This window comes from Ferrimonas sp. YFM (genome assembly GCF_030296015.1).
In the GTDB taxonomy this organism is placed as follows: Bacteria; Pseudomonadota; Gammaproteobacteria; order Enterobacterales; family Shewanellaceae; genus Ferrimonas.
Window position 1 is genome coordinate 1,229,380 of the sequence record NZ_AP027368.1, and the last position, 13,379, is coordinate 1,242,758.

10 protein-coding genes are annotated in these 13,379 nt (G+C 50.3%); 7 read left to right on the plus strand and 3 right to left on the minus strand.

Annotated elements, in window-relative coordinates; genetic code table 11:
* Positions 1 to 165: 165 nt before the first annotated feature.
* Complete coding sequence (locus QUE41_RS05895; RefSeq protein WP_286341958.1) at positions 166 to 1,233, minus strand: response regulator; 1,068 nt, start codon at positions 1,231 to 1,233, stop codon at positions 166 to 168.
* A 120-nt stretch (positions 1,234 to 1,353) separates the two neighbouring features.
* Positions 1,354 to 2,115 carry an MlaA family lipoprotein gene (locus QUE41_RS05900; RefSeq protein WP_286341959.1) on the minus strand — a complete coding sequence of 254 codons (762 nt, stop codon included), beginning with the start codon at positions 2,113 to 2,115 and terminating at the stop codon, positions 1,354 to 1,356.
* A 487-nt stretch (positions 2,116 to 2,602) separates the two neighbouring features.
* Between QUE41_RS05900 and QUE41_RS05905 the strand changes: the two genes are divergently transcribed.
* On the plus strand, positions 2,603 to 3,535 hold the full coding sequence (locus QUE41_RS05905; RefSeq protein WP_286341960.1) for an HIT family protein: 933 nt from the start codon (positions 2,603 to 2,605) through the stop codon (positions 3,533 to 3,535).
* Between the two features lie 3 nt (positions 3,536 to 3,538).
* Positions 3,539 to 3,835, plus strand: a complete 297-nt coding sequence (locus QUE41_RS05910; protein ID WP_286341961.1) for an EscU/YscU/HrcU family type III secretion system export apparatus switch protein — start codon at positions 3,539 to 3,541, stop codon at positions 3,833 to 3,835.
* Between the two features lie 1,129 nt (positions 3,836 to 4,964).
* On the opposite strand, the gene QUE41_RS05915 is transcribed toward QUE41_RS05910, so the two are convergent.
* Positions 4,965 to 6,431, minus strand: coding sequence for a peptide MFS transporter (locus QUE41_RS05915; RefSeq protein ID WP_286341962.1), 1,467 nt, complete (start codon positions 6,429 to 6,431; stop codon positions 4,965 to 4,967).
* Between the two features lie 465 nt (positions 6,432 to 6,896).
* On the opposite strand from QUE41_RS05915, the gene QUE41_RS05920 reads away from it, so the two are divergent.
* The 5 genes from QUE41_RS05920 (at position 6,897) to rfbF (ending at position 13,379) form a co-directional block, all read left to right on the plus strand.
* Positions 6,897 to 7,382, plus strand: a complete 486-nt coding sequence (locus QUE41_RS05920) for a transcription termination/antitermination NusG family protein (RefSeq protein ID WP_286341963.1) — start codon at positions 6,897 to 6,899, stop codon at positions 7,380 to 7,382.
* A gap of 331 nt (positions 7,383 to 7,713) precedes the next feature.
* A complete protein-coding gene (locus QUE41_RS05925; RefSeq protein ID WP_286341964.1) occupies positions 7,714 to 8,229 on the plus strand; it encodes a transcription termination/antitermination NusG family protein in 516 nt (171 codons plus the stop codon).
* A gap of 333 nt (positions 8,230 to 8,562) precedes the next feature.
* Positions 8,563 to 11,298: an SLBB domain-containing protein gene (locus QUE41_RS05930; protein WP_286341965.1), complete on the plus strand. Its 2,736-nt coding sequence runs from the start codon at positions 8,563 to 8,565 to the stop codon at positions 11,296 to 11,298.
* A gap of 92 nt (positions 11,299 to 11,390) precedes the next feature.
* A complete protein-coding gene (locus QUE41_RS05935) occupies positions 11,391 to 12,362 on the plus strand; it encodes a Wzz/FepE/Etk N-terminal domain-containing protein (protein WP_286341966.1) in 972 nt (323 codons plus the stop codon).
* Positions 12,363 to 12,605: 243 nt separating this feature from the next.
* Positions 12,606 to 13,379 carry a glucose-1-phosphate cytidylyltransferase gene (gene rfbF, locus QUE41_RS05940; RefSeq protein ID WP_286341967.1) on the plus strand — a complete coding sequence of 258 codons (774 nt, stop codon included), beginning with the start codon at positions 12,606 to 12,608 and terminating at the stop codon, positions 13,377 to 13,379.

Sequence of the window (13,379 nt, forward strand, 5' to 3'; positions counted from 1 at the left end):
TGCTTTCCCTTCACTGGGAGCACTGCGCTAGCGGCACAGTGCGCTGTATACCTGTGAGTTCATTAGGGGGCGTTGATTTTTGGGGTGGCTCTGCTTCTGAAAAGCAGGGCGTTTCTCTGGGTTAAGATATTACAGAAAAGAGGAAGGCATTGACAGTTAGCCGCGTCACTCCACCTGCAGATAACCGCCTTCTATCAGCGCTTCCTGGAAGCCTGGGTACTCATCGTTGAGCAGCTGTTTGCGTAGGCTGGAGTTGCCGCCAAAGAGCACCAGTTGGCTGTCAGGCTCCAGGGTGCGGGTGACGGCGGCGCACATCAGTGGCGAGTCCAGCAGAGAGCGGCCTGAGCGCAGCATGATGGGGGTCAGGTGCTGGTTTTGACGCACATAGCCCTTAATCTCACTGCCCACCAGAGCCAGGGAGAGTTTGCGCTCGACACTTTGATAGGTGTAGAAGCCTACCTGCACCGGCGCCTTCAAACCGGAGGCGGCCACCTCGTGGGCCAGGGTATTGAGTATCACCTCGGCGTGCAGGGCGATCTGCTGGTCCTGACGACGCCTGCGGCGCAGGCCATTGAGGTAGGTTTGCAGCATCAGGCTGACAAAGGCCACCTGCTCATCTTCGGCGGGTATATAGGCCACAAAGCCGGCGACGGTGTCGTCGGTCAGTTGAGTATGGCTGACAAACCACTTGGAAATAAGTCCCTTGCTGTAGACGCCGTAGCGGGTGAGGGCACCGGCCTGGGTCAGCTTGGGGTCCTGAAAGATCAGTTGCTGGGAGAGAATGGCCACGCCAGGATCGGAGAATACGTCCATGTTGATTTCGGAGAGCTCTCCCTTGAGGCTACCCCGACGATCCTCTTTGGGGGTCACCGCGTCTTCGATGGTGTTGCCCAGCTCGGCCAGATCATGGATAGGCTTCTCGAAGCTGGCAACGATAAAGGGGTAGCGGGAGCGTACCTGAGTGGTCAGCAGCGTCTTACTGGAGATCAGGATCAGTGGTGGTGGTTCATCGATTTCACCCATGGAGCGAAGCAGCCCCACGCCATCCATGCCAGGTAGGTTGAGATCCATCAGGATGATGTCCGGCCGACGGCCAATCACCTTTCCAAGCGCCTGGCCGGCGGTTTCGGCCAGGTCTACGGTTAACCCCATTGATTTCAGGTATTCTGTCAATCTGCCGGAAACGGCAGCATCGCCCTCGACCAGCAGGGCTCTAACAGAGCTTAACGTCATTGTTGTTATCCTTGGCACCGCTGGCGCGATGTCCGACCCATGAGTTTAGGGCGGTCTGTTGTCCGCCCCCAAGGATGGCTTTCCTGGCCGCATCTGTTGCAGCTCTATAGTAGTCAGGACTTACTCAATTTCGTCGAGGTACTCTTCCAGCAGCTCGTCATCGTCCTCTTCAATGGGCGGATTGCCATCGTACAGATTGTAGGCAATATACTGGTAATAACCCTCTTTCACAAACACATATGGGTCAAGAGAGTTGTCCAGGATTGGTTCCTGATCCACCAGTTTGGCGCGGGTAGCCAGACCATCTAGCGCCCAGTGAGCTGCCTTTTGCCAAAGGTTCAAGTTGGCATAGGGAAAGTAGAGGCCATCCACGTAGTCACCTACTTCATCCCGCACAGAGCTGGGACCAAACACCGGAATCATCAGGTAGGGGCCATCGGGTACGCCATAGAACCCCAGCACTTCACCAAACTCGTCCTGCTTGCGCTCCAGCCCCATATCTGAGGCCACATCGAACACACCGGCAATGCCCAAGGTGGTGTTGATAACAAAGCGCCCCGCAGCATTGGCAGACCATTTCACTTTGCCCTGTAACAGGTTGTTGACCACCGAGTAGGGTTCATCGAAATTCTTGACGAAGTTCTCCACCCCAATCTGGGCGCCTACTGGGACCCAGTCGATGTAAAAGTAGGTCACCGGCCGATACAGGTGTTTGTCGAGCACGTTGTAGTTGAAGTCCCAGATCCAGCGGTTCACCGACTCAAAGGGGTCGCGGGGGTCTCTATACTCAACGTCGGCCATATCCTGGTCAGGCTCTTCAGCCTGGGCCGGAGCAACGAACAGAGCTGCCGCGGCCAACCACAGTGGCAGGCAACGTCTCAAAACGGTTCCATTGCGTTTAAGAAAGTTGTTCAATCGTCGATATCCTAGTTAAGGTGCAGTCACACTCTGTGGCTGTCTCCCTCTGCGGGTACAGCACCTGAACGATTTTACCCTTGGGCTGCGCTAGCTTGCAGGGCACAAAAGGAACCTATTGAGTTCCTTCTGGAGTTTTAAGTATATGGCCATTATGCCAACGGCGCCCGTAGGGGCGGCGGCGAACGCGACATCGGGACAAACCCAATCTTCTCTGCTGGCTACGGTTCAGTCTCAGTCTGGCGGACTGCTGAATCTGAAGCTGGGCAGTCAGATGTTGTCGCTGGAGTCACAGGCGCATCTGCCTGTGGGGGCCATGGTGGCACTCAAGCGTTTCGGGCGGCAAGCGTACCAGGTTCGTACTTTAACACTGGTGCAGAACTTAACAAACTCCAGTGTATTTAAAAATATTGAACAGGGTGTTTCTAAAAATTCATCAATGTTGATGGAGTTGATGATTAACAGCCGTGGGCAACTGGTCCCCAAGGGGGGCGGAAAGCCCATCGCCGAAGGCCTTTCCGGTCAGCAACCCGGCCCGATATTGGGGAGAGTGGAGACCCAGGGGGGTAAGCCCTCACTCGCTCTTTATCGCCCAGGTGATGTGAAAAACCTGTCCATTCCCACCAGTACTCAGGCGGCCAGCGCCACGCCGGTGATGACCCAGTCGCTGTCCCCCGGATTGCTGGAGCTTCTGGGGGCGCGGCCCGAACTGGCGCCCATACTGGCGGCACTGGGTCGGCGCATCGGTGATACCCAGGAACAGACAACCCTGAATTCCCTTGCCCGGCTGGCGGACCCATCCATGTTGCGCGCTCTGATGGGCGCCTCACCTCTGGCCAGCGGGCCCGCGTTGCCGCTTTTGCTGAAGCTGTGGTATCAGCTGCAGGGAAGGGCGGCTCAGGCGGGGCAGGGCAGCACTACCCTGAATGCTTTGCCTGATGAGCTTAAGGCACTGCTGGGGGGCAAGGCGGCGGAGATGCTGACCGGTGCCTCGGAGTTTCACCGACACAGCCAGGCGGACGGTGATAACCTCATCCTCTACTATGCGCTGCCCTATGAGCAGGAGCGGGTGCAAAGAGAACTGCAGTTGGCCCTGGCGCGTTACAAGGAGAAGCAGGGAGAGTTCTGGTTGCTGACGTTGCGATTTGAGCTGTCACTGGGGCATTTATTGGTGAGGGCTCGCTATCAGGATGAGTCACTGCAGCTGGCGATGGTCAGCGACAGCCGCGCCTTGGCTCATCAGGTGGATGATCGCATCGAAGCCCTGGGTGAGCGCCTGACACAGCAGGGGCTGTCCACCAGCTTTAACCGTTGTCAGGTGGGCGAGGTGCCGGACTCCATTGCCCAGCCTGCCCGCAAGATGACCTACGGCGCCATGGGAAGGTAACCGATGAGTGATAAGAAGGCGGTAGCCCTCCAGTATGATCAGAAAAGCGCCCCCAAGGTGGTGGCCAGCGGCGAAGGGGCCCAGGCCTACGACATTGAGCAGGCTGCTTTGGAGGCCGGCATTCTGGTGCACGAAGACCAGCAGCTGGCGGAGGTGCTTTCCAAGCTGGAGGTGGGCCAGGAAGTGCCGCCGGCACTCTACGTGGTGGTGGCCGAGCTCATCGCCTACGCCTACATGCTGGAAGGGAAGTTCCCCGAGCAGTGGACCAACATCCACAACAAGATCGACTTTAAGGTGTAGCATCCTTAGAAATAGGGCCTATCTTACAAACTCTTACGAAATAGTCTCCTGCAGCGTTATTATTCACATCGTTTAAAAAAGCATGCGAATAATTCCCTCGACTCATTACTGGCCACTAAGGCAAATAACTAATAATTGTGTGGTTCTTAGATTCTATTTGAAAGCTGTGCAGGGAATTAAATTTAACTATTTCGTACAATCATCGTCCCGGTGAAGGTCGAGGCACAGTGTCTTTCAGCTAAGTATTAGCAGGCCCTCTGTAGCAAACTACGTAGTGCTCCCATTCGTACACGCACAATGTCATCCCGCAGCATGCTGGGATCCAGTGTCTTTCAGACTGGAATAATCGTGCGAGCCAAGCCACTGGGCTCCGGCCTTCGCCGGAGTGACCGTGCTAGAGGGAGGTACTGAGTATTAAAGTGCTTCAGAGCGACCCTGCAGTCACGTACATGTATAGCTACAAAGTACCAAGCTAACCCCACCGCACAATGTCATCCCGGCGCACGCCGGGATCCAGTGTCTTTCAGCTCGGTATTAGCATGCCCCCGAAGCAAGCTACGTAGTGCTCCCATTCTTATACGCACAATCGTCATCCCGCCGCATGCCGGGGTCCAGTGTCTTTCAGACTGGAGTAATCGTGCGAGCCAAGACACTGGGCTTGGGCTCCGGCCTTCGCCGGAGTGACCGTGCCAGGGGGAGTCAAAGTGACCTCAGCTTCTTTAGCTCTAACCTGCAGCTACCCACGGAGCAGCTACAAAGCACTACGCTAACCGCACCGCACAATCGTCTTCCCGGCGCATGCCGGGATCCAGTGTCTTTCAGACTGGAATAATCGTGCGAGCCAAGCCACTGGGCTCCGGCCTTCGCCGGAGTGACCGTGCCAGTGGGAGCTAAAGTAGCCTGATCTTCTCTAGCCCGAACCTGCAGCTACCCACGGAGCAGCTACAAAGCACTACGCTAACCGCACCGCACAATCGTCTTCCCGGCGCACGCCGGGATCCTGCGTCTTTAGATATCAGGCCCTAACCCCTACACCGGCTCTTCAATCAACCACTCAACCCCAATCCCAATCACACAAAAACAAAAAGCCCGGCGCTAGGCCGGGCTTTTCAAACTCAAAAGAGGGCTATCAGTTCTTGATGCCTTCGTGTTCGGCAGTAACCGCCACTTCCTCTTCCAGAGCTTCTTCTTCGGTCTTGGGGTGAGAATCCTCGGCACCGTGCATCCAATCAACCAGCTTGTCGGAGATGAAGTACAGCAGAACACCGGAGGCTACCGCAGTGATGAAGATACCGGAGAAGATGGACATGGCGTTGGCCAGCTGCTCTTCGGCTTCGCCACCGTGACCAATGAAGGAACCCACGAAACCGGCAACCTTGTTGGCTACGGCTACGAACAGGAACCAGGCACCCATCATCAGTGAGGCGATACGCAGGGGAGCCAGCTTGGTTACCATGGACAGACCGATGGGGGACAGACACAGCTCACCCATGGTGTGGAAGAAGTACGCACCTACCAGCCACATCATGGAGGACTTGTTGGAAGCGTCGCCGTCCATCTGAACTACGGCACCCATCATGAACAGGAAGCCGATACCCAGCAGTATCAGACCCATAGCAAACTTCACGGGGGAAGTCGGCTCGCGGTCACCCATGCGCACCCAGATGGACGCAATCACAGGGGCGAATACCACAATGAAGATGGCGTTCAGAGACTGGAACCAGGTGGTGGGGACTTCGAAGGAACCGATCATACGATCGGTGAAGTCATTGGTGAACAGGTTCATCAGACCACCGGCCTGCTCGAAGCCTGCCCAGAATACGATGGTGAACAGACCCAGCACCATGATCACCTTGATGCGGTCTCGCTCAACGGCGGTCAGGGGCTCTTTGCGAACTTCGGTGGCTTGCTGACGCTCCAGCTTTGCAGCGGGAACGGTACCGATGTTACCCAGCAGCTTCTGTGCGAAGGCAAACTGGATGATCAGGGACAGCACCATACCGATACCGGCACAGATAAAGCCAGCCTGGAAGTTGCCGTCGTAGGCTTCAACCACGGAGCCTACAACAATACCGGACAGAGCGGCACCGATGTTGATACCCATGTAGAAGATGGTGAACGCACCGTCACGGCGGTGATCGCCTTCCTGGTACAGGTCACCCACCATGGTGGAGATGTTTGGCTTAAACAGGCCGTTACCGATGATCAGGGTAAACAGACCGGCGTAGAACATCTCGGTTTCCATGCCTGGAACCCAGGCGTGAGGAGTACCCAGCATAAATTGGCCGGCGGCCATCAGGGCGCCACCAATGATGATGGTCTTACGCTGACCCAGCAGGTTATCGGCGATCCAGCCACCGAACAGAGGGGTCAGGTACACCAGACCAGTAAAGGTACCGTAGAGATCCAGCGCTTCGGCTTGGGTCCAGCCCAGACCGTGACCGCCTTCAGATTGAACTTTGTCTACCAGGTAAAGTACCAGGATGGCACGCATAGCGTAGTAGCTAAAACGTTCCCATAGCTCGGTAGTGAACAGCAGGAACAACCCCTTAGGGTGTCCCAGCATGGTGCCGGCTTGCGGTTTCGCTGCGCTCATTGAGTATGTAACCTTCTTTGCATTTTTAAACAGAAAAGCCCGCGTCCTTGACGGATGAGCAGGCGCCCCACCCAAATGTTGTGATAGTTGAAAGCGGAGGGATGCACTTGTATACCCTTTATTGCCCTGTTAAGTCAATGTGGACGGGCAGTTGAAGCCCCGTTGACAGCGGCTTTCAGCCCGTATGAGTCATCTTCAGCGATAGGGTGGCGCAGTGAATAAAGTGCAGATAGATACAGCTTCGACAGGGGGTTAACTGCGTGTGAGCCTGATCACAAGAATCTGTGCCAAAGCGAGGGCGACCTCACGGAATGAACAACTAAAGTCGCGAACGGGATTTTTTTGACGTGTGGGGCTGGGAATGGCGTAATAGTCGTGTCACAATCTTCGGCCGTCGTTGACTGGACCGAGCAGTAGACAAGGATATGTCGCTGAAGGCCGCGCTGAGAAAACAAGGAAGTACCTATGCTGCAGTGGTATCTGTTCCGCGTTCGTGTGTGTAGCGAACGCAAAGTCTCCCAACAGGTGGAAGCCATGGGCTTCAGCACCTTCTTGCCCCAGATTCAGAATGACGCCAAGGGCGCCAAGCTCAAGCCGTTGTTTCCCGGGTATCTGTTCATTCGCCTGGATCCTTATCAGTCCAGTTTCTCGTCGGTACTGCGCCTGTTCGGTATGATCGATGTGGTACGCACCACAGGCGAGCTACGCCCCGTAGAGTTGTCCATAGTGGTGAATCTGCGCCGCCGCTGTAAGCTTCAGCCGCAGCTGAAACAGCCTGTTCCGGTAGAAGTGCCCAAGACCGGCGAGTCGGTGGTATTCAGCCATGGCGCCTTCCACGAAGTCGAGGCACTGTTCCAGGAGATGTCCGATGATGAGCGTTGCCGCTTGTTGGTTAAGTTAATTAATCGTCAACATGAAATTGAAGTGCCTTTAAATGCGCTGAGGTTTTAATTTGATAGATTGTCATTTTATTGGTGGCGTCAAATTTCTGGCTGCCACTATTTGCTTTTAACATTGCTTGTGGCAATTTCGTCATAAAAACGACGCATGATGTAAATTCCCTTTTTCTTTGCATGTTATTTTACAGAAGAAAAATACTAGGCATTACAGTTCGATAGAGATGAATAAATATTTAACTCATTGATCTTTTAGGTCGACGAATAGCTTTTGTTAAAGCTTATTAGTTCGTTTGGTATACAGTTTGCACAAGACAGAGTCGGCCCATGCTGGTAGTATCGAAACTCTTTTCTCTCTGACTTGGCAATTTAGGAAACGCTTATTTATGTTGGGATGGTATCTGTTCAGAACCAAAGCTAGGTGTGAGCTTCAGGCTGAGCAGCAACTCAAGAGCTTGGGCTACCAGGTGTACCTGCCAGCCATCCCAGCTAAGACGAGCACGCACCAAGAGGCTGAAGCATCCGAGCGCGCGCAGCCGCTGTTTCCTGGGTACCTTTTTGTCCGTCTTGACCCTTTCCAGGACTCGATTCGAAAGATAGTCACCCTCTCCACCATCTCCCAGGCAGTAAAAACTTGCGGTGCACTGTTGCCCGTAGAGTTAGCTCTGGTGAGAGAGTTACGAAAACGTTGCATGAAGTTTCTTGAAAGCCCTTCAAAAACAACATTTTGTTCTGGTGATAGAGTGACGGTTAAAGAAGGACCATTTGCGCAAGTCGACGCCATTTTCAGTGAGACAGTAGGCAGCAAACGCTGTAAGCTATTGCTCGAAATGCTGGGCAAGGTTCAGGTCGTCGAAACGGACATGAACAACCTGGCTATTTGCGATCGCATCGCAAGCTAACACACTACAGAATTCGGTGGCCTTTGTTGTCACCACCCTCCGGCCCGCCTAGCGGCCAGAGTCAAAAACTTGGAACTTGTGGTCATGGCTAGCCAGAAAGCATGGGCGGAGCTATATCACGAGAAAATGTTTTTGATTTATCATTTTCAAAATTATCAGAAACTTGCATGTTAGTATGTGCTAACCTGTGCTGGTTTTTTAATCAGTCCTATACGGGCAATATTTCGGGGTGCTGACGGCGATAGCTGTTGGCTTGGGCTTGGTCTGCCTTAGACCTAATCACTGCTTGTGGTACCACCTTGCCGGTACCACGCATTATTCAGATACGGACAGATGAAACGCTCTTTTATCAATAAGCTTAAATCCACTTTGCTGATCCTGGGCCTTGGGATCGGTGCATTCCAGGCCAATGCGGTGTCGGTTTCTCCTCAAATGATTGAGCAGTTCAAGCAACTGCCCGTCTCTGAGCAGCGCCGCCTTGCGCAGCAGTATGGAATCGACCCCTCTATGTTAGGAGGAGACAGCAGCAGCTCCCAGGGAATTCAGCAGCCGAAGCAGCCAGTAGTCCAACCACGCCCACCTGCGGAATCTGCCGCTGTTTCGCCCAGTGCCAGTGCGGTAAGTGCTAAAGAGGAGCAATCCCTGAAGCCTTTTGGATATGACCTGTTTGCTGGCCAGCCAACCACCTTTGCCCCGGTTTCAGACATCCCAGTGCCTGCGGATTACCGTATTGGCCCTGGTGACAGCATCAACGTGCAGCTCTATGGCAAGGAGAGCAAGCGCTTCACTCTGGTGGTTGATCGGTTGGGCAACGTTCAAATTCCCGATATGGAACCTGTCACTGTCATTGGTATGACGTATGGTGAGTTAAAAGAGGCGATTCAGTCCTTTGTTGCTGAGAAGATGATTGGCCAAAGCGCCCATATAAGCATGGGCGAGCTGCGCTCCGTTCGCATCTTTGTTGCCGGTGACGCTTATAACCCCGGCTCCTATACAGTCTCTAGCCTATCTACCGTATCTCAGGCGCTCTTTGTTGCCGGTGGCCTGAAAACCATTGGTTCGTTGCGTAACATTCAGGTGAAGCGAGCCGGAAACCTGGTAGCCACTTTCGATGTGTATGACTTGTTGATGCGCGGTGACGCTTCAGGTGATGTGCGCCTTCAGTCTGGTGATGTTGTGTTCATTCCACCGGTCGGTGACACCGTATCTGTCACGGGAGAGGTACTTCGTCCGGCTATCTATGAGCTGAAAGGCAGCGAAACTATGGCTGATATCGTCGCCATGGCCGGTGGTGTTAAACCCGGTGCTTATCCCGCAGCTTCTATTGTGGAACGTTATGGCGAGGATTATCTAAAAGAGATAATTCAGGTAAATCTGACGAGCAAACAAGATAGAAATCAAAAGGCTAAAGGTGGTGATACTTTGGTGGTTCGTTCTACCTCTGCTCTAGCTAATGATTCCATTACTTTGCTTGGTCAGGTGACTCGCCCCGGGCAGTATCAATGGACTCCTGGTATTCGTATTAGTGATATTGTTGCTTCTGTTTCCGCAGACCTTACTTGGAATGCTGAAACAGACATGGCATTGGTAGTGCGTCAAAAGAATATTCAGGGCGATATAGAAGTTCTCGGAGTTGATCTACTGGATGCTATAAGTAAAAAAAGCAGTGAGAAAGATCTTATTCTGAAACCTAATGACAAGCTGATTGTGTTTGCAGATCGTGATGAAGCTCTAGATCGTAGAGACCTCGGGGAGTTTTTCGCTAAGGTAAAACAAGATCAAACCCTTCAACAGGTTGCTCAACAAAACTACCAACAGCTTGAAGATCAGCAATTAGCTGAGCTGGATAATAATAAACGACTGTCTTCTGTTGCTGGTGTTGCGGTTACTGAAAGCATAGCTGCTGAAGAACAAAAGCAAAAAGACTTGGCTCTTGCTAACTTGATGCTACTGGGCTTATTCAATCAACCAAAGTTGATTTCACTTTCGGATGAAATGACTCGCCGCGAACTGCTTTTCCCGGTAATGGCCAAGCTTCAGTCTCAAGCACGCTCTTCAGTACGCTCTGAGGAGGTAAGCGTTACCGGCGATGTACGTTATCCGGATAACTACCCGCTCATAAAAGGAGCTGCAGTCGCTGATCTCATTGAGTTAGCTGGTGGTCTGAAAGAAAGCGCATACTTGCCTAATGCAGAGTTGTCTCGTTCGTATTATGACAATACTGAAGGAATGCGAGTACAACATTGGAATATTGACCTAACTAAGGCAATGGAAGGTGATAAAACTCAAAACTTGATGTTAGCTAGTCGTGATCGTTTGAATGTTCTCACTAAGCCTTCTTGGGCGACTAATGAAACTGTAGAAATTCGTGGGGAAGTACGTTTCCCTGGTACATACATAATCCAACGCGGGGAGACGCTTAGTGAGGTGGTAAAGCGTGCAGGAGGTTTTACGGACTACGCATACCTCTACGGTGCTGTTTTTACACGTGAGTCAATGAAGAAGCAAGAAGCTTTGGAAATTAAACGGGTTACTAATTCACTACGAAAAGAGATAGCTAACCGAACATTATCGCAGCAGGGAACATTTGCTTCAGTAGCTGACACTGATGCTATGTTAGCTCAGTTAGAGCAAGTACAGCCTGTAGGCCGTTTAGTCATTGATCTCGAATCATTAATGCAAACTTCTAAAGCTGACGATTTTCGTGTGGAAGCTGGTGATCTTTTATATATTCCGCCTATGAGACAGGTTGTATCCGTTATGGGCGAAGTTCAACATGCGACTGCACATAGATATGATGGTTCGCTTTCACTCGATGATTATATGAGAATGTCTGGTAATACTACACAACGTGCAGACGATAGTCGTACTTATGTTGTTCGCGCTGATGGATCTGTGATGTTGCCTGAGGATTCTTACTGGTTTGGTAGTGCGCAACAGCTTAAACCCGGTGATACCGTAATTGTGCCTCTTGATACAAATTATAAAGATAATCTAACTCTTTGGAGCCAAGTGACAAATATTATATATAACTCAGCGGTTGCGTTGTCTGCATTGAATGTACTGTAGGTTTTCCATATATTTCACTCATTAAACTCGTAGGGATTATGTTCAGAACGAGCCTCGACTTACATTATTGAAGAGCCTAGACCTAGAACCTTATGAATCAAAATAACTCTTTAATTAGAAATAGTAGCGCAGATAACGCCGATGCTAACTTTACTAATGACGAAATCGATCTCCGAGATCTAATATCCGTCCTATGGGCGGGAAAGTTGTTAATCATTGTTATTACTACACTATTTGCTATTACAGGCTTGGTATATGCGTTGACTCAGCCTAATACTTATGTTTCTGAAGCGACACTGGTACCTGCGGCGTCAGAAGGAAGATCCGGCTTAGCTGGTATGGCTGCTCAATTTGGAGGGTTAGCTTCTTTAGCTGGCATTAATTTAGGTGCTAGTGGTGGTGATGATACGACGATCGCACTGGCAACATTAGAATCAAGACAATTTATCAATGCGTTTATTACGAAACATCAATTATTAGTACCCTTGATGGCAAGTAAAAAATGGGATCGATCCACGGGTGAACTGATTGTGGATGATGAATTGTATGATGTTGAAACCGATCAATGGGTTCGTGATGTTGATCTACCTAAAAAGCCAAAGCCGTCTGATTGGGAGGCATATGAACAATTTAAAGAGGAAGTACTTAATGTTTCCCAGGCGAAAGACTCTGGTTTAGTAACCATTGAAGTAACTCACAACTCACCAATTATTGCACAGCAGTGGGCTACTTTATTAGTTGAAGATTTGAATGCTTGGATGAAGCAAAAATCCTTAATGGAAACTAAGCGCAACATTGCATATTTGACACAACAACTTGAAAAAACGTCTATTACTGAGATGCGTTCAGTCTTTTTTCAATTGATTGAAGATCAAACAAAACAGCTGATGTTAGCAGAAGTAGAAACCGAATTTTCATTTAGAACCATTGATCCTGCAGTAGTGGCCGAAGAAAAAGCTGGACCCAAACGCGCGTTGATTTGTGCATTATCAGTACTACTTGGATTCATGCTCTCGGTTTTGATAGTACTAGTTCGGAATTTTATCTACAAGGATAGTAATTGATATTGCTTAGAGCTCCGAATCCTTGTTCTAATAATACGATTTATAATGATATACCTGTGCTTGATGTTAATGTTTTTATAAAATTCAAGTGCTATTTTCAAAAACCAATTAGAAGTTCTAAAAGATCAGCTTTGAGTATGTTAAAGCTAGAGATTTTATTTTCTAATGCTTGTAAAGTGATGTGATTACAATTTGTGATTCATCACATGACCTTATAATTTAGATGTTTAGTTAGGAACAGTTATGAAAGCAGTTATTCTTGCTGGGGGCTTAGGTACACGGTTAAGTGAGGAAACATCAACACGACCTAAACCAATGGTAGAGATTGGTGGAAAGCCGATATTATGGCATATAATGAAACAGTATTCAGCGCATGGTATAACTGACTTTATTATTTGCTGTGGCTATAAAGGATATGTTATTAAAGAGTATTTTGCCAACTACTTCCTACACATGTCAGATGTCACATTTGATATGAAAGAAAATAAGATGGAGGTTCACCAAAAGCGAGCTGAGCCATGGACTGTGACATTGGTTGATACTGGTGATAATTCAATGACTGGCGGCCGTCTAGGTAGAGTCCGAAAGTATGTTGAAAATGAAGAAGCGTTTTGCTTTACCTATGGTGATGGTGTTGGTGATATCAACATTACAGAAAGTATTGCTTTTCACCGTGCGCATGGTAAACAAGCCACATTGACAGCGACGTTTCCTCCAGGACGATTTGGCGCTCTTGATATGAACTCTGGCAAAGTAAACTCGTTTAAAGAGAAACCGCGCGGAGATGGAGCAATGATCAATGGTGGTTTTTTTGTTTTGTCCCCTAAAGTTCTAGAGCATATTAGTGATGACAGTACTGTATGGGAACAAGAGCCTCTCAAAAATCTTGCTGAAAGCAATGAATTGATGGCCTTCGAACATCATGGTTTTTGGCAACCAATGGATACTCTACGGGACAAAGTGTATCTAGAAGAACTATGGAATAAAAATATGGCACCTTGGAAGATTTGGGAGTAA

Bases quoted from the DNA above. Each gene is read 5' to 3' on its own strand.
- QUE41_RS05915 (WP_286341962.1), bottom strand. From the start codon at position 6,431: ATGAGCGCAGCGAAACCGCAAGCCGGCACCATGCTGGGACACCCTAAG.
- QUE41_RS05905 (WP_286341960.1), top strand. From the start codon at position 2,603: ATGATTAACAGCCGTGGGCAACTGGTCCCCAAGGGGGGCGGAAAGCCC.
- rfbF (WP_286341967.1), top strand. From the start codon at position 12,606: ATGAAAGCAGTTATTCTTGCTGGGGGCTTAGGTACACGGTTAAGTGAG.
- QUE41_RS05930 (WP_286341965.1), top strand. From the start codon at position 8,563: ATGAAACGCTCTTTTATCAATAAGCTTAAATCCACTTTGCTGATCCTG.
- QUE41_RS05925 (WP_286341964.1), top strand. From the start codon at position 7,714: ATGTTGGGATGGTATCTGTTCAGAACCAAAGCTAGGTGTGAGCTTCAG.
- QUE41_RS05935 (WP_286341966.1), top strand. From the start codon at position 11,391: ATGAATCAAAATAACTCTTTAATTAGAAATAGTAGCGCAGATAACGCC.
- QUE41_RS05895 (WP_286341958.1), bottom strand. From the start codon at position 1,233: ATGACGTTAAGCTCTGTTAGAGCCCTGCTGGTCGAGGGCGATGCTGCC.
- QUE41_RS05910 (WP_286341961.1), top strand. From the start codon at position 3,539: ATGAGTGATAAGAAGGCGGTAGCCCTCCAGTATGATCAGAAAAGCGCC.
- QUE41_RS05920 (WP_286341963.1), top strand. From the start codon at position 6,897: ATGCTGCAGTGGTATCTGTTCCGCGTTCGTGTGTGTAGCGAACGCAAA.